This window comes from Enterococcus sp. VV15 (assembly GCF_005236045.1).
Lineage (GTDB): Bacteria > Bacillota > Bacilli > Lactobacillales > Enterococcaceae > Enterococcus_B > Enterococcus_B durans.
Map to the genome: position 1 here is coordinate 13,014 of NZ_QPTY01000033.1, position 23,385 is coordinate 36,398.

Consider the following 23,385-nt stretch of genomic DNA (forward strand, 5'->3'; position numbering starts at 1 on the left):
AAGTAAGAAACACTTCTGTCCCAGCCTCTTTTCTCTCCAATTTCTCAAATCTAACTTTTGTCTCTACCTCTTCGATTGACTCGATTTCCTTCATAAAAACCAAAGCCCGCCTATTTTCTTTTATCGTTTCAATAATTCCCCTGTCCGTAATACAAAAAGTTGAAAGCTTAATTCTTTTTCGATCTTTCCACTTTTGATTTCATAATCCATTTCCACCAATTCATCAAATAACCTTCTCAGGGTTTGTTCATCAAATTTCCGTACCTCTTGCATCGCCAATTTTACTCGATAAGGATGGATCTTCAATGTTTCAGCGATGTTCGCTTGTTGATAACCTATCTTTACCAAGAATTTTGTTTGTAAGAACAAACGTATCTGGGAAAGAAGAATCGCATTGATTTTGATTGTTTCCTCACCCTGAGTCACTAAGTCCTGAAAAAGCCGCAATGCCTGTTCCGTACGGCCGGATAAGATATATTGCGTCATGTCGAACAAATTGTGTTCTAATGTTTTTGGCACCAATTGTTCGATTTCTTTAACAGTGATCACTTCTTGTTCTTGCCCATAAAGTAAGATTTTTTGTAATTCTCGCATCATCTTCGACAGATCAAGGTCTGTTAGCCGCAAAAATAAATCGATGGCTTGTCGATCCATCTTGATTTCCGAATTCTCTAAAGTATTCAATAAATACTGTCGCACTGCTTTTTCATCTAATTGTTTTACATCAATTGTGATTGCTGTTTTCTTTAGCTGTTTCGTCACTTTTTTACGTTCATCTAACTTTTCATAAGGGGCAAAGATGACTAATACAGTTGTTTCTAATGGCTCTTTCAGATAATTCACTAATAGGTCCGTATTTTGATCGATGCTATTCGTTCCTTTTTCTCCAGTTAAAAAATAGGGATTTTCAACAAAAACCAACCGTTGATCCCCAAAAAAAGGCAAGGTTTCAGCTTCAGCGATGACCTCATCAATACTTGAATTTTCCATATCGAAACTTAAAAAATTCAGATCATCTTCTCCATCAATTTTTATTTTTTTTAGGATTTCAGTTCTCACTTGATCTTGTAAAAATTTTTCCGTACCTAAGACAAGATAACAAGGAGCAAGCTTTTCTTTTCGGATTTTTTGTAAATCTGCTTGGATACTCATCTCACTCACCACTTTCCAATTTATCCTACCATGTGCGCGAATGAAATGCTAGTCCAGCATTGTTCCTACCCTGCCTTTAGGTGCCCAAAATGGATGCCAGGTAAAGGAAATACTCCCTTGTGTATCTGTTCTTAAAATCGTTATCTGTAAACGATCCATCTCCTGCAACACTTCAGCATGTGGGTGCCTATATCGATTGTTTTGACCACAAGAAATGATCCCATAGGTTGGATTCAACTGTTCGATAAAGTTACTACTGCTAGACGTCTGGCTCCCATGATGGCCTAACTTCACCACATCCGCTCTTAATTCAGGATACCTGTCCCCTATACGCTCTTCTGACTGTTTATCTAAATCTCCCAGAAAAAGAAAAGAGTGCGTTTTATGTAGCATAGATAATGCAATGGAATCTGCATTCATCCCATCCCCCTTCTTATCAGGCGATACTACGAACAAGTTGAAGTACCCTTCTATATAGTCCCCTTGTTTGACTTCAGCGATCATCGTTCCAGCCTTTTCTAAATCTGTGAGGTGAGTTTTAAGAGGCTCAGTCCTTCCTGCTCCCCAACCGATGTACACCTTACTGATCTTAAAATGCTTAATAAGTGTTCCCAGTTCACCTATATGATCGATATCATCATGGGTTAAAACCAATTTATCAATCCGACTGATACCCTTTCCTTTTAAGAATGGAACCAAATTGTATTCTGCAGACGGCCTCACAGTACGCTTCTGCCAATCCGCTTTCTCAAATGTAAACATGCCTCCAGTGTCAATCACTATTGTTTCTTGATGATGTGGCGCAGTCAGCACCATCCCATCACCTTGCCCAACATCAATAAAGGAGATACTAGACTCTAATCGAAAATAACACATTCCTAATAGAAGAGTTGGTACAATCAATGCCTTTGCAAACAAAGGGAATAGCTTCTCTGACTTCTTTTCATTCAGCCATAAAATATAGACAATAGCGAAAAAAATGAATAGTAACGGTGGACGTCCAGTGATCACATTGGAAAAATCCAATGATCCAAGCAAATGTTCGAACAACTGGATGCCAATTTCAAGCCAATCAAGACACTCACTCGGAAAAGAATGACCAAAGAGAAAAAGCAAGACAAAAGAAGGAAGAAAAAAAGAAATAAATAAAGGAGAAAAAAGAACCGTGAAGACACTCCCTAGAATAGGCCACTCGTAGAAATGCCAAGCAGTTAACGGAAAGACTGCTAAAGTAAATAGCAACAGCCTCCTGATTCCTTGGTATTTTTGTGTATTACTGGATAATTGAACAAAGAAAAAACTGATCAGCACACTGAGTTGCCCACCTACTTGAAAAAGTGCAAGTGGTTCAATCATTAAGATGATCCAAAGTGTAAGTGAAAAACAATCTAATGAAGACAGTTGGATATTCAAAAGCTTCAAGACTAGTTTTATTAGAAAAAGACTGCTTGCTCTTAAAACAGAAATCGAGCCTCCTGCTAAAATAGCATATCCCATAGTTAACACCGCTAGCGGAAGAAAGCTGACCGATAGTCTAACCCCAACCCTACGAAAAAGATAATACATACACCCAAAAAAATATTGGATATGCATTCCTGATAGGCTAAAAAGATGTAACAGACCTGTTTCTCTAAAAAGAGGTTCCGATTCTATAAAACGGTGATCTTTATAACCAAATAAAAGTGCATTCATATAAACACTTGTTTTTGGCTGGAATCTTTCCTCGATATCACGAGTAAATTCTCTCCTTTTTCGTATTAGAAAGTCTTTCCAGGTTGCCTTTTGTCTGACATTTTGGATCGCTGCCACTTTAAAATGCCCACTTATTCGATGACTTTTAAAATATACTGTCTGATCAAAAGCAAATTCGTTGCTCTTCCTCTCAAGTGCTTGATATTCACCAGTTACTTTTAGTTGAACGGTTTGTTTTGTCATTTGGATAAATGAATGCCGTTCTTGCTGCGTGTCTAGCTGATAGTCTAATTGGATTTTTTGTTGCTTTGCTGTCTTTCCAAAAAAGGTCACTTTATCACCATTTATTTTGATGGAGTCTGAAATAACTTCAACAATTTCTATTTTCTTTCGAAGATCACTCGCTTCTGTTTCTCTGATCCAACAAGAAACCAATACCAATATACTGCATAACATACAGATGGATGCGACCCACTTTCCTTCTTTCATCAGAAAAAAACAAAAAAAGCCAACGAAAATCATTCGATAATACCCTTGGTCTACGTAATAAAGTAAACAGATAAAAATCGAAGAAATCGCTGGAAAAATCAACCGATTTTGCAATCGATCGCAATATTCGCTAAACATGTTCCCCTGATAATTCTTTTTGTAATTTTGAAAAATGAGTTGAATCTAAAGACACTTGGTGAACGGATACACCTAGTTGCTTGATCAGATCTTGTGCGTAAGGATCATTTCGATAGTCATGAAGATAATTTATTTTTTTGATCCCCGCTTGTAACAATGCTTTCGTACAAGCCAAGCAAGGAAAATGTGTCACATAGATTTCCGAGCCTTCTGTCGGGATACCTAACTTAGCACATTGCAACAATGCGTTCATCTCTGCGTGGATGGTACGCAAACAATGACCATCTACTACATAACACCCTTCGTCGATGCAATGGACATCGCCACTGACAGCTCCGTTGTAGCCACCTGCGATGATCCGCTTTTCTCTAACCAATGTCGCACCTACTTCTAATCTAGTACACGTACTTCTCAAAGATAACAACACTGCTTGAGCCATAAAATACTGATCCCATGGGATACGCTCATTTGTTTGTTTTCCTAATTCATTATTTGTATGGTCTAGTCTCTCATTATTTTCCATCATCCATTAGCACCTCGCATTTTCAAAGTGAAAGTTATTTACATTTTTAATAAATAGTGATTCTTTGATTCGTATAGCTTACTGATTGCGTTCCCACCTGTTAAAATTATTCAGCCGTACTTACTCACTGGATGAGACCTAGTCTTCACTTAAAACATACGTTAGTTGCGAAACTATTTTTAGTTTGTTGAACATTTTTTAGAGTCATGGGAATCTATTAATCACTATAGGTAAATCATCTACTGAAACTTTACCACATTCCCTCGATTTTTGGTATATGTGCTGCTAAATATATACTTAGACAACTGCAGATCATACGATCCATTCTAATGAAATAAAAGTATGTAAAACTGTGAACCGTACGTGTTTGAATAGTTCATTCACCAGTGACTGTGACCCAATTTATAAGCTGTTCGACTGTCTTTGCACCTATTCCTGTTATTTCTTGCAATTCTTCTAGTTTTTGAAATGAACCTTTTTCTTCCCTATAGCGAATGATCTCTTGCGCTTTTACGCTGCCGATCCCAGGTATCTGCTGTAATTGTGCCAAGTCTGCTGTATTAAGATTTATCTTTTCTTCCTGACCGTTTTTTTCAGTCTCTTCTACTGGATGAGACTGTTTGCCCTTAGCTACTTCAGGTATCTCTTCTCCAATTACGGGTACATAAATCAATTGTTGGTCTGTCAACTTTGCTGCTAGATTGATTTGATTCCCATCAGCTGTATCCGTTAATCCTCCAGCTTTTTCTATTACATCATGGACTCTTTCTTCCAAAGAAAAGGAATAGATGCCCGGCCTGTTCACCGCCCCTTTTACATCTACATAATTGATCACCGGAATAGTTTCTTTACTTGTTTCTTTGTAAGTTTTCTTCTCCTCCCGCATATTTTCTTCTGTAACTATAGAACTATTAGAACTATTTACGGAAAGGTTCAATGGCACATGTCCATCGTCCTTTTGACTAATGATCCTCCCCGCTAATAGCCCCACTCCAAGAAATAAAAGAGCTACGCTCAATAAAACACTGATAATAAGCTTAGGCGAATCAATGATATGTTGGTAGATTTTTTTCATTCATTCAACTCCTTTCACTGAATATAGCGAATGCTTCTTAGTGATAAGTGCTACTTTGCTCTTCACAATCAAATACGTAAAAAAGTTGGATTTATCATTCAAACGATCATTCTTTCATAAAAAAAGAATATGAGACAACTCTACAGTTTTGCTACAGACTCTCGAATATACGGCGTCCCAAAGTCAGTTTTTTCGGAAATTTCAAAAAAAAGAGTGGGACAAAAGTGTTTCTTACTTTTGTCCCACTCACTCTATGAATAAAGGAAGACTATTTCATGTTTTCTAAATAGTCCAACGCATCTTGTACTGTTTTTACAGGAACGATTTTCATTGATGAATTGAGTTCTTTCGCTGCTTTTTTAGCTTCCTCATAATTTGATTGTAACTCTGGATATTCTTTTTTCATTTCCTTAGAAATCTCATCATCTGGTGCAAAGAATACTTCGATACCTGCTTGATCTGCACTAGCAACTTTTTTGTCGATTCCACCGATCCGACCAACTTCCCCTGCACTATTGATCGTGCCGGTCCCAGCGATTTCTTTGCCTTGACGAAGATTCTTTCCTGTCAATTGTTCATAAATCTCAAGTGTAAACATCAAACCGGCAGAAGGTCCGCCAATCGATCCTGAATCAATCGTTACTTGTGTATCCGATTTGATGGCTGTATGATCCGTCAAAGTGATTCCGATACCTGCTTTTTTATCAGTTGGAAGTTTGATCAGTTTCCCTGAAGTTTCCTTTTCTGTCCCATTATGCAGATAGGTGATGCTGACAGTGTCCCCTACTTTTTGACTCTTCACATACTCCATAAATGCTTCTGCACTCTTAAAGCTTTGTCCATCAATTTTTGTCACTGTATCTCCTACAGATAATTTACCGTAGAAATTAGAGTTTTTCTCTACACTCATGACATAGACACCTTTAAACTCCATCTCATAAGGGAGCTTTGCTAACTTCAATGCTTGCTCGATTGCTGCATTTTGAGAGGATTCCATGTAATAACGCTGCATCTGATTGTATTCTTCATTCGTCGCACCACCAGTCAACTCTTCTTCACTGATCAAGTCTTCAAATTTAGATAATTTTGCTTTTACTGCAAGAAAACCTGTTGCTTTGCGAATGCCGACAGAAGTCAAAGAGAATGAACCAGATGCTTTATCCTGTTGATCATTCACTGTAATCAGTTCCTTTAAGTTGATCGTTGCTCCTGGTGACTCTACATAGTAAGGCAAGGGAACGACTACGAAGCCAACGATAAAGATTCCCAGAAAAATAACGAGAATCGTTTTTAACCACTTTTTAAAGTTCATTAGATTCACGCTTTCTAGCTAATGCTTCGTTGATTGCATCTGGTAGATATTCTGTTACATCTCCGCCAAAATAAAGAACCTCTTTCAATAAACTAGAACTGATATGACTATATTTTGGTTCAGCTAATAAAAGGACTGTTTCAAGCTCGTTAGACAAATGATGATTCATCTGTGCGATATCTCTTTCGTATTCAAAATCTTTGATATTGCGAACTCCTCGGATCAACACAGTTGCACCCAATTCTTTAGCTGTCTCTACCGTCAATTGACTTTCCTGATGAACGACTTCGACATTCGGAATATGTAGGACTGACTGTTTGATCAATGCCACTCGTTCCTCAGCAGGAAATAGGCTTTTCTTTGAGGTATTCACAAACACGCCAATCACTACTTCATCAAATAGTTTCGCTGCTCGTTCAATCGTATTCAAATGTCCATTTGTCAATGGATCAAAGCTTCCTGGAAATAGCGCTCTTTTCATCTATCGTCCTCTTTTCGGTATATTGTCACAGAAGTGATTCCGTAAGTTTGTTTTCTGATTTGCTCGAAACAAGTGATTTTTTCTGGCAATTCCACTGCTTTGTCTGTTTCACAGACAATGACAGCTTCCTCTTTGAAAAGATCAAGTGCCGACATTTTTTCGATTTGTTCGATAATCTGTTGTTTAGCATAAGGTGGATCAAGAAAAAGATAGTCAAACTTTTCCCCAAGTTGCGCTAATTTTTCGATTGCTTTGTCTGCATCAAGTTTTAGCGTGGTAAATTTTTCTGGCTCTTTTGTTATTGCAATATTTTCTTTGATGATTTTCAAAGCTTGGTAGTTTTTATCTACACAAACCGCATGCGAGCAACCTCGAGATACTGCTTCGATGGCTAAACCACCACTTCCGGAAAACAAGTCTAATACTTCTTCTCCATCGAAATAAGGGCCAATCATATTGAATATTGATTCTTTTACTTTATCTGTTGTCGGACGTGTATTAGGCCCAGGCAGGCTCTTCAAGCGCCGTCCTCCATACTCTCCTGAAATGACTCGCATTTACTCACTCCTCTTAAAAATCGTACTGCTACTAGTATACCAAAAAAAGCGAAAAAAAAACTTGGATTCCCATTAAATTAGTGGAAACAACAAGTATGTTACTCATGCCTAGGGCAATTACGAATATGTGATTCTTCGTAGAACAAGGTTTCATATTATCTTTCCTCTTTCATCAAACGTTACCGTAAAATGTACAATTTGAACGAACGTATTACACGATGATTAGCAGTTGATTCATCACCCAGTATTCTCTCACCCTTTTCCAAAAACTAGTATAGTTTCAATCAACGATAAGATCAAAATTTCCAAATGGGTGGTTCTAAAGCAAAAAGCCATTGGCTAGAATCATTTCTTCTGTCTATGAAACTGCGATACATTTTTTACAATATACAGACAATTTCAGTTTCTTGTCATTATATTGTCTTGACTTTTCCATTAAAATAACTAAACTATATTTAAGTCTTAGAACTAGTTACCATTCTGTCAAGGGTGGTGAGCTGATTTACTCCCAGCAAATAAAGAATTACATCATAACTATTGGCTAATTGGTTTTCTGGTATTAAGTAGATGCGTCGATAAGTCCAATGAGACAAAATCTATGGCTAAAATTAAAACTGGTACTAAAATTAAAATGAAGGCTTCCAGTAATCATTTAATGTTTCAGAAAGTGGAAGAAACTACGTAAGAGTCAAACAGCAGTTTCTCATCACTTTCGACTCTCGCTCTAGACTTCATCGATTTAGAAAATACCTTCAAAATGAAAAGAGCGAAAGTCTCTGACAATATTACATCAATCAAAAAGAGAACTTCTACGGTCATCTTTGGCGCTCAAATCTACATCTCATAATTCTGAATATACCGCTATGATTGATACAATACCGACATAAGAAATTTAAAACATAAGTCTTAAAATTTACGAGACAAGATTATTTTAAAGAAAAATCTAAACATCAAGCGAGGTATCCCTATGGAAATTGACAGTTATCTAAACCCAGACATCCACTTAATCATTTTTTGTGTACTTTTATTTCTAAATTTTGTTCTTGTGATTCTTCGAGGAAGAAGAATTAAAACTAGATCAGATAAAGAAAAAGCTGTATTGAAAGAGAAATATCCTGATTTATCTGATAAGGATTTGAAATACAGAAAAGAATGTATTACAGCCTATTCTAAAATTTATTTCAACGGTTACTCTAATTTGAAACTCGCAGTTTTCTTAGCATTTCTGATTCTCATTACGCTTGGAGTAGCCATAGGATTAGTCATTTCCGAGAATTTAATTGGTGAGTATATCTGTTTAGGCTTACTCTTTGTTTACATTTCAATCATCTCTTTATCAACGCCAAATCCTGATAAAGAGCAAGCTTTCTGGATGGACTATTTGGAAACACATCCCGATAACCCACTGATGGTTGTTTTGCGTCCTCTTGAAACAATGAATAAAGTGGTTAGATCAGCCAGACTACTAGGTATTTTAAATCTTATTTGTGGCCTCTACGCATTTTTTATAGCCTATATAATTTCTTACCTATATTTTTAGAGCTGCAGATTCTCAATACTTTCTCAAAAAATGATAGAGATAAGATAGACACTTCTTTTGATCAATGAATGGTTACAACTATTCATTTAGTCAAAAGGAGTTTTCTAGTTTCGCAAAACTTACAATAACGCTTTTTAGATTTGTTACGGCACAAGCTTCGTGTTCTTTCCCTAAAAAAAGATCTATACGTATGTTCACGCTCTCTTTACTGATTTCCGCAAAGACAAAAAGACGAATGTGGGACAAATCTAAAAATCGGTTTTGCTACAGATTCTCGAATAACCGGCGTCCAAAAGTCAGGGTTACCGAAATTTTCAAAAAAAGAGGCTGGGACAGAAGTGTTTAACTCCGAGAAATAAGCCGAAATTCACGAAAATTATTTTTCAAATTTTTGTGAATTTCGGCTTATTTAAGAAGGAGTTGCTTCTGCTCCCACCGTTTATTCGTTTTTAAAGAATGAGACAAAAGTGTTTCTTACTTTTGTCCCACACTCGTTTTTTTCCAATTTTTCAAACCTAAACGACTTTTGTCTCGACCTCGTCTAAACTTGTAAAAAAGTTAAAAAACATGGTCTGCCAAGCGAATTTTAGTATTGGCTTCTTCTACTTCGAAGCCATCATCTTTCACTTGTGCTTTTGATCCGATTTTTTCTGCAAAATTCATTTCAATATCTGGGCGATATGAGCGCTCTACATTGCGTACGAAATGTAATTTTTTTATTCGTTCTTCTGTTTGATCGAATGTTTCTTCGTTCAAATAGATGACCACGTATTTCATTTTTCTTGAAACATAATGAAGCAAGCCAAACTTCTTGAGATTCTTTAGTTGTTTCAGGCTATAGACCCAGACAATCAGTCCACGTCGCTTCGTTATTTCAAATTGATTGTTTTTTGTTTCCATGACAGTTTCCTCCACATCCAGCATGTCTTCCTTTTTCAAAGAAAGGATTGCCTGCATCGATCTTGATCTCCGAAGAAACAGCTTGTGCAAGCTCCTGACTGATTTCATCAAGTATATTTTGAAGTTGGGTTTCTTGTATCCGAAAGGCGGCGACTGAGTCATTTAAATCAAGTTGTCTTTTGGCTTTTCTAACAGCCAAATACGTTTCTTTGTACCCTGGCGCATACTCTTTGTAGGGCGCAATCTTTTCATAGTCTTCTTTTTTTTTTTGAAAAAATCAGCTTTTAACTTCGCAACTTCTTCCGATTGCTCCATCTGTTTTTTTGTTTTCATGTATTCGCTCATTGTATGACTTTCAATGATACAATTCACCAAACGTTTACATTGATCTTCTAAAACAAATAATTCTTCATTGATTATCACTGCTATCGCTACTCTCCTCAACTTCTTCTTGCATCAAGACTATCATATTTTCTTTAGAAAAAGCAATTCCTAACTGATCAGGGGAATCAAGCAAGAAACGATCATGGTAGTACGGATCGCTATACAAAAATAAAAAAGTGAACGTGGGATCGATGACAGGGTGAGTAAATACGCCATTGACATGCTGTAATTTGCCTTTTCCTGTTAACTTATCCAGTTCGTCTTTGGCTAAGGTAAACTTTGTAGCCGTTTTTGCACTACCCAATGTTTGCTTCCATTCTGTTAACCGATCTTCTGAAAGAAATTCTTCTGGTTTTTTCAAATAATCATGTAGTAATAAATTCGTTTTATCGGAAAAATTGATGTTTCTTCGATAAAGTGGTAAATCATCTTGTTTTCTCAAAGAATTCAACAAAATAAAACTTTTATTTTCCTTGGCTTGATTGATTTCTTCCCAATCTACATCATCTACTAATTGATAATGAGGTAACCCTTCACCAAACACTTGATAAGGCAACAATTTCAGTAAACTATCTTTACTCAAATATACTACTGAGAACAAATCACCTGTGCTTTGATCAAAAAACAAAATACCAAAAGTTTGATTATCAAAAGCGAGCAGTGGTCGATAATTCATATCCTCTTCCATCAGCTCAATACCAACTTCTGTATCTTGATACTCGAATGTGAAATTTGTATAAATGGTCGTGATATCCGTTAAATCTTGCATCGTCATACCAAGCGTAAAAGGTGCGATCGTTTCATGATCTGCTTTTAATACTTTGACGGCTTCTACTTTATCATCTTGGATATTTGCTTCGAAAGACCATTGTCCTTGGGTATCCTGATAATATCTAGTTTCAAAGCCAAATCCAGAAGTTAAGCAATCATATGGTTTTCCAAAACGCTGTTCTAACTCTTCGATTGGCTTTCCGATATAGGTGGAAAAACCAGTTGCTTTAAGCTCCTGGTATTTCCACGTCGTCATCTGGTTTTGTATCTGTTGTTCTTGGCTTTTTTTTGCCTCTAGCACGGGTGGGAACAATACCGGCTGCATGTAGAATGCGACGATCACTGATAGCAATATCAAGATAAATAATCCTAGCCGTTTCATGCTAACCCACCACCCTTATTTTTCAGTCACTTCGATCAAGAGGTCACCTGACGCAATCGAATCACCATTTGCCACATAGATATGGGCAATTTCTCCGTCAAAACGCGCTTCGATCGCCGTTTCCATCTTCATCGCTTCTGTGATCATCAAAGTGTCACCTTTTTTTACTTTATCGCCTTTTTTCACTAACACTTCTAACACAGAACCTGACATCGTTGCCCCGATTTGTTCGCGATTCGTTGGTTCAGCTTTCAAACGTGTTTGAACTGAACTGATGATCGAAGTATCCTTGATCAATATTTCGCGGCGTTGGCCATTCAGATTGAAGAACAACACGCGATTTCCTTCAATATCTGGTTCACCGATCTCATCCAACCGAATGATCAAGATTTTTCCTCTTTCGATTTGGACATTCACTGTTTCACCCAAGCGAATCCCTTGGAAGAACGTTGGTGTATCTAATAAAGTCACATCGCCAAATTGATTGTAGGCTTTTTGGTAATCTAAAAAGACTTGAGGATACATCAAATAGCTCAAAACTTCTTCATTTTTAGGTTCATAACCGATTTTTTCAGCTAACTCATTTTTGACTTGTTCAAAGTCGACTGGTTCAGCTAAAGCACCAGGACGGACATCGATTGCAGGTCTTCCTTTCAAAATGATCTTTTGTAATTTTTCAGGGAATCCGCCAACTGGTTGCCCCAGCTCACCTTGGAAGAAAGTGACAACTGATTCTGGGAAACTCAACGTGTCTCCTTTTTCATAGATATCGTCTTTTGTCAAATCATTTTGGACCATGAATAACGCCATATCCCCCACGACTTTTGATGACGGTGTTACTTTAACGATGTCACCAAACATTAAATTGACTGTATGATACATCTGTTTGATTTCATCCCATTTGTGTCCTAGACCGACTGCTTTTGCCTGTTGTTGGAGATTTGAATATTGTCCCCCTGGCATTTCGTGCATGTAGACTTCTGTTTCAGGGGCGTTCAACCCATTTTCAAATGGTTTATAGTACATACGTACATCTTCCCAGTAATGGTTCAATTGTTGTGCATTTTGGATATTGATCTCAGGTAAGCGAGGACCATTGACTAACGCATAATATAAACTGCTCATGCTCGGTTGACTCGTATTTCCACTCATCGCACTCATGGCTACGTCGACAATGTCCACCCCAGCTTTGGTTGCTGCCGAATAGGTAATGATCCCATTTCCGCTAGTATCATGTGTATGCAAATGGATCGGTAAATCAGTTGTTTCTTTCAATTCACTAATCAAACGATAGGCTGCCTGAGGTTTTAATAATCCAGCCATATCTTTGATTGCTATGATATGCGCCCCTAGTTGTTCAAGCTCTTTTGCCATATCCTTATAATATTGCACATTGTATTTTGCGCGACTTGGATCGTTGATATCGCCAGTATAGCAGATTGCGGCTTCTGCGATTTTCCCTGTATCTCGGACTGCTTGAATACTTTTTTTCATTTGAGGTGTCCAGTTCAAGCTATCAAAAATCCGAAAGACATCAATTCCTTGTGCCGCCGCTTCTTTCACAAATTCCACTAACACGTTATCTGGATAATTCGAGTATCCTACTGCATTTGATCCTCTGAACAGCATCTGCAATAAAGTGTTAGGCATCAAGGAACGAATTTTTCTTAGTCTTTGCCATGGGTCTTCATTCAAGAAACGATAGGCCACATCAAAAGTGGCGCCTCCCCACATCTCACTTGAGAAAAGTTCTGGAAGTCCCTCTCCTGTTAAACGGGCAACTTCTTTGAAATCTTTTGTCCGTACTCTAGTTGCCAATAAACTTTGATGCGCATCTCTAAAGGTCGTATCAGTCAGTAGCAGATTTTCTTGGTTCTTGATCCAATGGACTAATCCATCAGCTCCCTCATTATCTAAAACATTTTTCGCTGTGAGATACTCATCCCGAGTGATCAGTTTTTTAGGTAGACGTGGTTTGTCATAGAATGGTTTTTCCCCTTTTTTGATTCCTGGGAAACCATTGACAGTGATTTCACCGATGTATTTCATTGTTTTATTGCCACGGTCTCTCAAACGAGGAAATTCAAATAGTTCTTTTGTATTATCAATAAACGTCGTTTTTGCATTACCGGATTGGAACACAGGATGAGAAATAACGTTTAACATAAATGGAATGTTGGTTTTTACTCCACGAATCCGAAATTCTTTCAGACAACGTGTCATTTTTTGGATCGCAGTGTCAAAATCAGCTGCATGCGTACAAACTTTAACTAATAAAGAGTCAAAATAAGGAGTAACGACATAACCAGAATAAGCATTTCCGACATCTAAACGGACGCCGAATCCACCCGGAGAACGGTAAGTATCGATTTTCCCTGTGTCAGGAAGAAAATGATTCAACGGGTCTTCTGTCGTGATTCGGCACTGGATCGCCGAACCATTAAGCTTGATCCCTGATTGTTCTGGCAAACCGATTTCTTTGTGCAGATCTTTTCCTTGTGCAATCAATAATTGTGTCGTTACAATATCGACATCTGTGATCATTTCAGTGATCGTATGCTCTACTTGCACTCGAGGATTGACTTCGATAAAGTAAAAGTCGTCTCCTTCAACCAAAAACTCGACTGTCCCAGCATTGACATAGCCCACATGTTTCATCAATTGGACAGCAGCTTTACAGATCCGCTGACGCTGTTCCTCGTTCATGGACACACAAGGTGCGACTTCTACAACTTTTTGGTGGCGTCTTTGAACAGAACAATCTCTTTCAAATAAATGGATCACATTGCCATGCTTATCTCCAAGGATTTGGACTTCGATATGCTTAGGGTTCGCTATATATTTTTCTACATAGACTTCATCGCTACCAAACGCTGCTTTTGCTTCGCTTTTTGCACGTTCATATCCTTCTCGAACGCTTTTTTCATCATGAGCGACACGCATTCCACGTCCGCCACCACCTAAAGCTGCTTTGATCATGATTGGATAACCATAGCGTTCGCCAAAATCTAGTGCTTCTTCTACACTCGCAATCGGGCCATCTGTTCCAGGAATCGATGCGATCCCAGCTTCAATCGCTGCTGCTTTTGCTTTGATTTTATCTCCAAAAATATCAAGATGATGTAAATCCGGCCCGACAAAAGTGATCCCCTCTTCTTTACAACGTTGTGCAAAACCTAAATTTTCAGATAGTAATCCATATCCTGGATGAATAGCATCTGCTCCGCATTGTTTTGCGATCGAGATGATCCCTTCAATATCTAAATACGCATCGATCGGTTTTTTCCCTTGACCAATCAAATATGCTTCATCTGCTTTGAACCGGTGTACTGAATACTCATCTTCTTCAGCGTAGATACCAACAGTTTTAATTCCTAATTCTGTGCAAGCACGGAACACACGTACCGCAATCTCTCCTCTGTTAGCAACTAAAACTTTTTCCATCGAACCACTCCTACATCTTTTTTAGTATAAACCTAAGCTTTTTCTTTTCTCATCTGCACTGATATTCAATACAAAACCAATACAGATCGAGAGCATCAAGAGACTAGAACCGCCCTGACTCAAAAATGGGAAAGTAATACCTGTCAATGGGATAACACCAGTGATCCCTCCAAGGTTTACGAATACTTGAACTAAGAACATTGCTCCGATCCCGATACACAATAATGAATTGAATGGATCTTTTGAACGCGTCCCTACTAAAATGATCCGAGTGATCATAAAGAATAGTAGAGCAAGGATCAGGATTCCCATGATAACACCTAGTTCTTCTACTACGATCGCGTAGATGAAATCGGTTTGTGCTTCTTGTAAGAAGCCTTTTTTTTGGATACTATTCCCTAATCCTCGGCCAAATAGACCGCCGTTGAACATCGCATAATAGCCGTTGACCATTTGGTGCCCTCTATTGAGTTCATCGGAAAAAGGATTCTGAAAAATAGCAAAACGATTATAGATATATTGCAATCGTTCAGGAAGAAATTTCCCGTGAGTGATATTGACTAGCCAGATAGTAAACACACTTAAACCAACTCCGCCAAATCCAACGATCAATGTATATACATAGTTGATACCACTTGCTAAAAGCAAAACCAACGTAATCAAAAAGATGACAGTTGCGTTCCCAAAATCGGGCAAGATTGCAACGATAGCCGTCAATACCAATACCAAAGCAAGAGGTCGTTTGACCGTGCCGATAAAATCTTTTTGGATGCTGTATTGTCGTTTGGAAAGAGTCCAAGACAAATACCAGATTGCGATGATCTTTAAATACTCTGCAGGCTGGATCGTAAATCCAGCAATCTGAATCCATCCTTTTGCACCATTGATCTCTTTACCAAAAAATAAAACGATCAAAAGTAAAATCGTCAGCACAGCGATTGCTGCCATGATCAACCGCTGATTCTTCAAAACATCGGTTTTCATTTTATAAAGCAGCCCGATTACAATTAGACTCAGAACCCAAAAAATACTTTGATTAAGAAATGATGCGGAAGGGCTTGTACCGTTTTCCATTAATAAATATGATGACGAACTATAGACCATGATCAATCCCAATACACATAGAATCAAATATGGGATCAATATGCTATAGTCTAATAAATGCCTTTTTTTAACTTTCTTAGGCAAGTTTACTCCTCCTTGCCAATTTCTTTTTTATCATAATTTTCTTGGTAAACTTCACTATATAAATGGTTCAGTTCACGCTCTAATTCACTCAGCAATAGCTGACCTTCTGTTTTTTCGACTATCCCCACACGTATCGCAAAACTGACTTGTTGTGAGAATCCATACATTTGCGTATCCACTACTTCTTCAAAAGCTTTACATTGCGAGATACATAAGCTGTTTTTTTGGTTTTTAATCAAGCGTTTGATCCGTTCAGCTTCATCTTTCAATACTTGGACTGCAAATTCATTTGACAGAGAATCCATCTACGCCTACCCCCATTCTAAGTTTATTTATTATAACATACTTAAAAATCCAACGGGGAAAAATCACGGTTTTCGTAAGGTGATTTTCCCTTTTTTTATCCTTTTTTTTGCACGATGGACTCACTTTTCATTTTTCGCTTTGTGCTTCTTTGATAACTGCTAGGAATGCTTCTCCGTATTTATCTAATTTACTTTGACCGACACCTTTTATTTCCAGAAATGCCAGTCGGTTTTGTGGTCTTTGTTGGCTCATTTCTTTTAATGTCGAATCAGAAAAAACGACATATGGTGGAACACCAGCTTCAGAAGCTAAGTCTGTTCGCAGTTCTCGTAATGCTTCAAACAGACTGTCTGCAGCTTCATCTGAAAGTTGAACTACTTTCTTTGGTTCTTTCTTAAATACTTGTTTTTTTCCAGTAAGAACAGCGATACCTGACTCTGTGACCTTCAAAACGGGGTACTCTCCACTCACAGAGAGCAAGTAACCACCAGAGATAAGGAATTCGATCAACTGCAAGATATCTTTTTGCGCGTATTTCTTTAATAAACTGTACGTAGAAAGTCGATCAAATCCGAAGTTTTTCACTTTTTGCTCCTTCGATCCAGCTAACACTTTCATCAACATCTGCTTCCCATAGTTTTCGCCCATTCGTTTGATACAGGATAAAACCATCTGTGTTTCCTTCGTAACATCGATCAACTCTCGATCATCTAAACAGTTCCCGCAACGCTCGCAAGGTACACCATCTTCTCCAAAATAAGCTAAGATATATTGCTGCAAACAATCCTCAATGTAGACATACTCGGTCATAGATTTTAATTTTTCATATTCTTTTTGCTTTTGAGAATCTTCCCGTTGTGATTGCTGGATAAAAAATTTCTGGATCTGGACATCTTGCGGTGCAAATAACAAGATAGCATCACTTAGAAGACCATCTCTTCCCGCTCTACCTGCTTCTTGATAATACGCCTCCAAAGAACCTGGTATTTGATAATGGATGACAAAGCGGATATTGCTTTTATTGATCCCCATTCCAAAAGCATTGGTAGCCACCAATAACTCTATGCGGTCATACAGAAAAGCTTCTTGCATTTCTGTTCGTTCCCGTTCACTCATGCCACCGTGGTACCTACCAACATTGAAACCAAATTTTTTTAATAAATGATAGATACGGTCAACTTCTTTGCGTGTTGCCGCATAGATGATGCCGGATTGTTTCTGATTCATACGCAGATATTCGACCAAATATTGTTCTTTTTTTTGATCCTTGATTACTTGCAACCGTAGATTTTCGCGAGCAAATCCGGTTTGGATATGGTTTTTGTCCGGAATCTTTAAAAGTCTTTTGATGTCTTCGGCTACAGCTATCGTTGCAGTTGCTGTTAATGCAACAATGATCGGCCGTTGGGTTAACTCATTCAACTTTTCTGCCATTTGAAGGTAACTAGGCCGAAAATCATGCCCCCATTGGGAAATACAATGTGCTTCATCAATGGCAAGCAGTTGGACATTCCAATGCTGCATCGAACGAATGAAGTCTGGCATGATAAAGCGTTCAGGCGCAACATAGAGCAACTGGATCTCCCTCTGTTCAAGTTCTTGGAAACGCCTTGCTGTTTCATAGCCATTCAACGAACTATTGATAAATGTTGCAGCTATCCCTAACTGGTTAGCCGCATCTACTTGATCTTTCATGAGGGATATCAAGGGTGAAACGACGATCGTCAAACCATCTAGCATCAATGCTGGCAACTGGTAGCACACCGATTTCCCACTTCCTGTCGGCATGATACCCAGCACATCTTCATGTTCCATCACTTTTTGAATGATTTCCCTTTGCCCTGGGCGAAATTCATCATAGCCAAAATATTTTTTTAGTAATTCATTCATCTTATCCCTACTTTATACATATTTTAAGAAAATGATGGCAATATTTCATTCATTTAAATAGATTACGCAAGAACTATTTTACTTCTCGTTGTCACTCAGAACAACCCTTTTATCCGTGAAACAAAATGTATTTATGAAACACAAAAGAGCGTATTTTGAGTTTTTAAAAAGTCTTTTAATAGACTTTTTCCGTTATTTCGTGTATTTTTCTCTATTTCTAAATCTACTTCTCCACAGAAATAGCTGAGCATAATCATCACAATCAAATTTTTTAGAATAAATTATTTTCTTTCCATGCTAGGTAACATATTAGCTGAAACGCTCACTTCATCACGCACTTTTATTTTTGCAGCCTCTTTGTAAAATAGCATAGCTAAAGGATTTTTATCCTACTTAGTCGACAGTGATAGCATCAATTACACACTTGTTATCTTAAGCATATCAAAAATATTTTTTATAGATAGATAACACTTAACCTGATGTACTAGATCACTCCATGCTACGAACTTTTTATATTTGAACAACATTACTAGAGAATCAGCTATTTTCAGCTATGTACAAACCCAGCTAGATTTATCGGTTTCGATTGTAGTTGTACTTTTATAGCATCACCTAAAGAATCCGTTTCGTTCAGCGCTGTGACTGACAAACTAAAAAAGGAGGGGATTTTATCCCCTCCTCCTATGATGTTTGATCACGCGTTATTTTTTCTTTTTAGACGCTTTTTCACGAACATTTTTGTTCAAGATTTGTTTTCTTAAACGAATGCTTTCTGGTGTTACTTCACAATATTCATCATCATTCAAGAATTCTAATGATTCTTCTAATGTTAATTGTTTTGGTTTTTTGATGACAGATGTTTGGTCTTTCGTAGCAGAACGTACGTTAGTCATTTGTTTTGCTTTTGTAATGTTGACAGTCAAGTCATTTTCACGGCTGTTTTCGCCAATGATCATTCCTTCGTATACTTCTGTACCTGGTTCAACAAAGACTGTTCCACGTTCTTCAATACTCATGATGGAATAAGTTGTTGCTTTCCCTGCATCGATCGAAACAAGAGCACCTTGGTGGCGTCCACCGATTTGTCCTGGTAACATTGGTAAATATTGATCGAAGGTATGGTTCATGATTCCGTATCCGCGTGTCATAGAAAGGAATTCAGTAGAATAACCGATCAAGCCACGTGCTGGTGTTAGGAATGTCAAACGGATCTGACCATTTCCAGTATGGATCATGTCTTGCATTTCGCCTTTGCGTAAGCTCAATGATTCGATTACACTACCCATGTATTCTTCTGGAGTATCGATTTGAACACGTTCAAATGGTTCGCATTTTACACCATCAATGATTTTTTCGATAACTTCTGGACGTGATACTTGTAATTCATAGCCTTCACGACGCATATTTTCGATCAAGATCGATAAATGTAGTTCCCCACGACCAGAAACAGTCCAAGCATCTGGAGAGTTTGTTGGTTCAACACGTAGTGAAACATCTGTTTGAAGTTCAGCCATCAAGCGTTCTTCAATTTTACGTGCAGTGACGAATTTACCTTCGCGCCCAGCAAATGGTGAATTATTTACTAAGAATGTCATTTGTAAAGTTGGTTCATCAATGTGTAAGATCGGTAATGCTTCTTGGTTATCTACAGGTGTAACTGTTTCACCGACGAAAATATCTTCCATACCTGATACAGCAATCAAATCTCCAGCTTTTGCTTCTTGGATTTCTAAACGTTTTAGACCGAAGAAACCGAACAATTTCGTTACACGGAATTTTTTAACTGAACCGTCAAGTTTGATCAAGGCTACTTGATCCCCTACTTTGATGGTTCCTCTGAAAACACGGCCGATCCCGATACGTCCAACATAGTCATTGTAATCTAACAATGATACCTGGAATTGTAAAGGTTCGTCGCTGTTATCTACTGGAGCAGGGATCTTTTCAACGATCGTATCGAAAACCGGTGCCATCGTTGGTTCTTGGTCAGCAGGATCATCAGACAAGCTTGAAGTTCCATTCAATGCTGAAGCGTAAATAACTGGGAAATCTAATTGATCATCATCAGCACCCAATTCGATGAATAATTCTAGTACTTCATCAACAACAAACTCTGGGCGTGCAGATGGTTTGTCGATTTTATTCACAACGACGATCGGTGTAATATGTTGTTCTAATGCTTTTTTCAATACGAAGCGTGTTTGTGGCATCGTTCCTTCATAAGCATCAACAACTAGTACAACGCCGTCCACCATTTTCATGATACGTTCAACTTCGCCACCGAAGTCCGCGTGTCCAGGGGTATCCATAATATTGATACGGTAGTTTTTATAATCAACCGCTGTATTTTTCGCTAAAATAGTGATTCCACGTTCTTTTTCCAAAGCATTTGAATCCATCGCACGTTCTTGTAATTGTGTGTGTGCGTCTAATGTATCGGATTGTTTCAATAATTCATCAACCAATGTTGTTTTTCCGTGATCGACGTGAGCGATGATCGCTACGTTACGGATATCGTTTCTATAGTTCAATGTAACTAACTCCTTCTCGGTTCTTTATGACAGTGCAATTTTACTCGACTGTTTATTATAGCAAATTTTTTTCATGAAATATAGTAAAATGTTTTCATTTTTTCGAGAAAATTAATATTCTCGCCATTTTTCTCTTAAACTTACGGTTTTTTTATGATTCTGAGGATTGTGAATCGTTTATCAATCGTCGCATTTCTTCATAAGCCTTCTCTGTCCCAGCGAGATAATATTCACGTCCTGCAAATTTTAATTTATCACCTAGTATGCCACTGTACTTCATTCCGAACTCTTCTAGTAAGATATTCCCCGCTGCATAGTCCCAAGGGCTTAGATTAGAGATATAGCCAATATGATGACCTTTTAGCATCGCAATCAATTCTAGACCAGCACATCCATAAAGGCGGGCTCCCATACTTTTTTCTGCAATCGTTCGGACATTGAATCGGTTATGACTAAACAAATAACCATTTACTCCTAATAATCCTTGAGATAATCCACTGTTGGGGGGCTTTGGCAATGCTTCTTCGTTTTTATAAACTCCTATTCCACTACCACCCCAGTAAAGTTCTTCTTTGACGACATCGTAAATAAACCCTAACTGACCTTTACCATCTTCGTAGACTCCTAACATAATACAAAAGTTCTCACGTTCTACGACAAAATTAAGTGTGCCATCGATTGGATCAATCACGAAAAGCTGTCCTGTAAAATCGTTTACCTTACTGTATCCATCTTCTTCTGCAAGGATTTTGGCTTCTGGATTGAATCTGTGGATTTTTTCGATCAAGAAAGCTTGGATTTCACGATCCATGTTAGTGACGAGATCATTTCGACTAGTCTTTTGATCAATCGTCAACTTTTTATTTTCAGCATTTTTGATTTTTTCCCCTGCTTCATAAAGCCACTCTTTGATCACACTGATTCGTTTTTCCATGTCTTCACCCGTTTATCTTCAAGATTTTTTTCGTATTCTTTTTTGCTTCCTGAACAGTTCGATATAAGGAATAGCCAGAAGCCTTCTCAAATTCTCTGCCTAGTCGTTTTTCTTCACCGATCGATTTGATCACTGTTTTAAAGTTTTGATAGGTTTTTAGAAACTGATCGTTCGCGATTCCTTTTTCATTTGCAGTTTCTAGGTCCTCCCACATTTTCATGACGATCACCATTTCTTCGGTCGTCCAATCAAGGTCTAATGGATATTGATACTCTTGCATCGCTCATTCTCCTATTCATCATAATCAAAATCAGTGTATCATAGAAAAGAATATGCAACCAACTATTTTTACTATTTTAGTTTACATAATATAATTATATAAAGATGAATTGAACCTCTATATTTACTATCCCCGTCATCCTTTGAGCGTGGGACAAAAAGTAAGAAACATTTTTGTCTCATTCTTTAAAAACGAATAAACGGTGGGCGCAGAAGCAACTCCTTCTTAAATAAACCGAAATTCACAAAAATTTGAAAAGCAATTTTCGTAATTCCTTCTTATTTCTCGGAGTTAAACACTTCTGTCCCCACCTCATTCCAATCACAACAAAAAATCAGGCAATTTAAGTCATTGCCTGATTTCACTCATTTTTTGTTCGCCTCTTGGTGGATTTTTCTTCGTTCATCAATATGTTTTTATTAAGGAAAAGTTGTTGCTCACCTGTAACTAAAGAACAACCACAACTCATCTATCATTGCCCTGTCTCGCCGGTTTTGTATAAAAATTGATCAGATTGATAGGCTTATCTCTACGTAGATTTTTAAGACAAGCTTCAAGCGCACGTGCGGCAAAGCGCATATTGTCTCTTCTTCTTTCAAAGTTCTTCGTTTCTTCAATAAGACGGTTGAAACTTGGCGAAACAATTTCAGCGATGCAATATCCATTTCGATGATAGGCATTGAAGATTGCAGTTTCCGCTTCATCTTGACAGGCAAGATATAGTTTTTTTACTGCTTCTTTTCGCTGTTCTTCATATTCTGGCAAGAGTAATGGAGCACGTAGAATGTTTTCTCCTTTTCGTTCAACCATTTTTAATAACGAAGGAACAGACAACTGGAACTTATCAAAAATGATTTCTTCAACTTTAGCGTAATCTTTGGGTTTTTTTACAAAGAGATCCGATAAATGACGAAAGAAATTTTCCTCACTTCGAACAAATATCTGCCGTATCTTATCACTTTGAGGATGATTTCTAAGATCTCTAGTTGTTGGCGCTACATAAACCTCTTCAGGCTTTTTTTCTGGGTTATTCACTTTCTCCACTCCTTTTCACGATTATCAAAAGCTGAAAGCTAATGCTGCATTCTTATAGAATATAATTGTTAGTCTATCATGTGGCAGTGAAAGCAGATGTCCTATTTTTTCATCATTTAGAATTAACGTGTACGCAAAAAAAAGGTCGAGACAAAAGTCGTTTAGGTTTGAGAAATTTCAAAAAAAAACGGGTCTGGGACATTAGTCTGAAAAATAAAAAAACACGTTGGATTTTGATCTTTATCATCAAAATCCAATGTGTTTTTTTATTAGACAGGTCTTTTCTTCCCATATATCTACTCATTTTTTTCAAATTTAACGCCATTAGGGCTAATCCCACATCAATCTTCGCTCCTTGTTTCCCACGCAAGTGGAAACGAT

At 37.7% G+C, this 23,385-nt stretch carries 18 protein-coding genes and 1 pseudogene; 1 reads left to right on the forward strand and 18 read right to left on the reverse strand.

Annotated features, from left to right (window positions below; all coding sequences use genetic code 11):
• Positions 1-120: 120 nt before the first annotated feature.
• The 7 genes from holA to rsmD form a co-directional block, all read right to left on the reverse strand.
• A complete protein-coding gene (gene holA / locus DVW83_RS11235) occupies positions 121-1,164 on the reverse strand; it encodes a DNA polymerase III subunit delta (protein ID WP_104662113.1) in 1,044 nt (347 codons plus the stop codon).
• Between the two features lie 36 nt (positions 1,165-1,200).
• Positions 1,201-3,471 carry a DNA internalization-related competence protein ComEC/Rec2 gene (locus tag DVW83_RS11240; RefSeq protein ID WP_104662112.1) on the reverse strand — a complete coding sequence of 757 codons (2,271 nt, stop codon included), beginning with the start codon at positions 3,469-3,471 and terminating at the stop codon, positions 1,201-1,203.
• Positions 3,464-3,997 carry a ComE operon protein 2 gene (locus DVW83_RS11245; protein WP_104662111.1) on the reverse strand — a complete coding sequence of 178 codons (534 nt, stop codon included), beginning with the start codon at positions 3,995-3,997 and terminating at the stop codon, positions 3,464-3,466. Before DVW83_RS11245 ends, DVW83_RS11240 begins: the two co-directional genes overlap by 8 nt.
• A 373-nt stretch (positions 3,998-4,370) precedes the next feature.
• A complete protein-coding gene (locus DVW83_RS11250) occupies positions 4,371-5,069 on the reverse strand; it encodes a helix-hairpin-helix domain-containing protein (RefSeq protein ID WP_104662110.1) in 699 nt (232 codons plus the stop codon).
• A gap of 268 nt (positions 5,070-5,337) precedes the next feature.
• On the reverse strand, positions 5,338-6,381 hold the full coding sequence (locus tag DVW83_RS11255; RefSeq protein WP_104662109.1) for a SepM family pheromone-processing serine protease: 1,044 nt from the start codon (positions 6,379-6,381) through the stop codon (positions 5,338-5,340).
• The gene (gene coaD / locus DVW83_RS11260; protein ID WP_104662108.1) at positions 6,371-6,862 is read right to left on the reverse strand and encodes a pantetheine-phosphate adenylyltransferase; all 492 of its coding nucleotides are present in this window, start codon (positions 6,860-6,862) and stop codon (positions 6,371-6,373) included. Before coaD ends, DVW83_RS11255 begins: the two co-directional genes overlap by 11 nt.
• Positions 6,859-7,419 (reverse strand): 16S rRNA (guanine(966)-N(2))-methyltransferase RsmD, encoded by a 561-nt coding sequence (rsmD, locus tag DVW83_RS11265; RefSeq protein WP_104662107.1) that lies wholly within the window; start codon positions 7,417-7,419, stop codon positions 6,859-6,861. The genes coaD and rsmD overlap by 4 nt, the downstream gene beginning before the upstream one ends.
• A gap of 967 nt (positions 7,420-8,386) precedes the next feature.
• On the opposite strand from rsmD, the gene DVW83_RS15590 reads away from it, so the two are divergent.
• Positions 8,387-8,959 (forward strand): hypothetical protein, encoded by a 573-nt coding sequence (locus tag DVW83_RS15590; protein WP_224784453.1) that lies wholly within the window; start codon positions 8,387-8,389, stop codon positions 8,957-8,959.
• 558 nt (positions 8,960-9,517) lie between these two features.
• Here DVW83_RS15590 and DVW83_RS11275 read toward each other — a convergent pair.
• The 11 genes and pseudogenes from DVW83_RS11275 to DVW83_RS11325 all read right to left on the reverse strand — a co-directional run bounded on the left by DVW83_RS11275 (position 9,518) and on the right by DVW83_RS11325 (position 23,004).
• A complete protein-coding gene (locus tag DVW83_RS11275; RefSeq protein ID WP_104661567.1) occupies positions 9,518-9,859 on the reverse strand; it encodes a YlbG family protein in 342 nt (113 codons plus the stop codon).
• A pseudogene (locus DVW83_RS11280) lies at positions 9,834-10,282 on the reverse strand (YlbF family regulator). The gene DVW83_RS11275 and the pseudogene DVW83_RS11280 overlap by 26 nt, the downstream one beginning before the upstream one ends.
• Positions 10,269-11,396 carry a CAP-associated domain-containing protein gene (locus tag DVW83_RS11285; RefSeq protein ID WP_104661568.1) on the reverse strand — a complete coding sequence of 376 codons (1,128 nt, stop codon included), beginning with the start codon at positions 11,394-11,396 and terminating at the stop codon, positions 10,269-10,271. The pseudogene DVW83_RS11280 and the gene DVW83_RS11285 overlap by 14 nt, the downstream one beginning before the upstream one ends.
• Before the next feature lie 15 nt (positions 11,397-11,411).
• Positions 11,412-14,840 (reverse strand): pyruvate carboxylase, encoded by a 3,429-nt coding sequence (locus DVW83_RS11290; protein WP_123862442.1) that lies wholly within the window; start codon positions 14,838-14,840, stop codon positions 11,412-11,414.
• 21 nt (positions 14,841-14,861) lie between these two features.
• On the reverse strand, positions 14,862-16,028 hold the full coding sequence (locus tag DVW83_RS11295) for an FtsW/RodA/SpoVE family cell cycle protein (RefSeq protein WP_104661570.1): 1,167 nt from the start codon (positions 16,026-16,028) through the stop codon (positions 14,862-14,864).
• A 2-nt stretch (positions 16,029-16,030) separates the two neighbouring features.
• Positions 16,031-16,333 carry a DUF1507 family protein gene (locus DVW83_RS11300; protein ID WP_104661571.1) on the reverse strand — a complete coding sequence of 101 codons (303 nt, stop codon included), beginning with the start codon at positions 16,331-16,333 and terminating at the stop codon, positions 16,031-16,033.
• Between the two features lie 127 nt (positions 16,334-16,460).
• Complete coding sequence (gene recQ, locus DVW83_RS11305; RefSeq protein WP_104661572.1) at positions 16,461-18,224, reverse strand: DNA helicase RecQ; 1,764 nt, start codon at positions 18,222-18,224, stop codon at positions 16,461-16,463.
• Positions 18,225-18,925: 701 nt separating this feature from the next.
• On the reverse strand, positions 18,926-20,755 hold the full coding sequence (typA, locus tag DVW83_RS11310; RefSeq protein ID WP_104661573.1) for a translational GTPase TypA: 1,830 nt from the start codon (positions 20,753-20,755) through the stop codon (positions 18,926-18,928).
• A 151-nt stretch (positions 20,756-20,906) separates the two neighbouring features.
• Positions 20,907-21,689 carry an inositol monophosphatase family protein gene (locus tag DVW83_RS11315; RefSeq protein ID WP_104661574.1) on the reverse strand — a complete coding sequence of 261 codons (783 nt, stop codon included), beginning with the start codon at positions 21,687-21,689 and terminating at the stop codon, positions 20,907-20,909.
• A 4-nt stretch (positions 21,690-21,693) separates the two neighbouring features.
• Positions 21,694-21,969, reverse strand: a complete 276-nt coding sequence (locus DVW83_RS11320; RefSeq protein ID WP_104661575.1) for a UPF0223 family protein — start codon at positions 21,967-21,969, stop codon at positions 21,694-21,696.
• 465 nt (positions 21,970-22,434) lie between these two features.
• On the reverse strand, positions 22,435-23,004 hold the full coding sequence (locus DVW83_RS11325; RefSeq protein ID WP_123862446.1) for a hypothetical protein: 570 nt from the start codon (positions 23,002-23,004) through the stop codon (positions 22,435-22,437).
• Between the last annotated feature and the right edge of the window lie 381 nt (positions 23,005-23,385).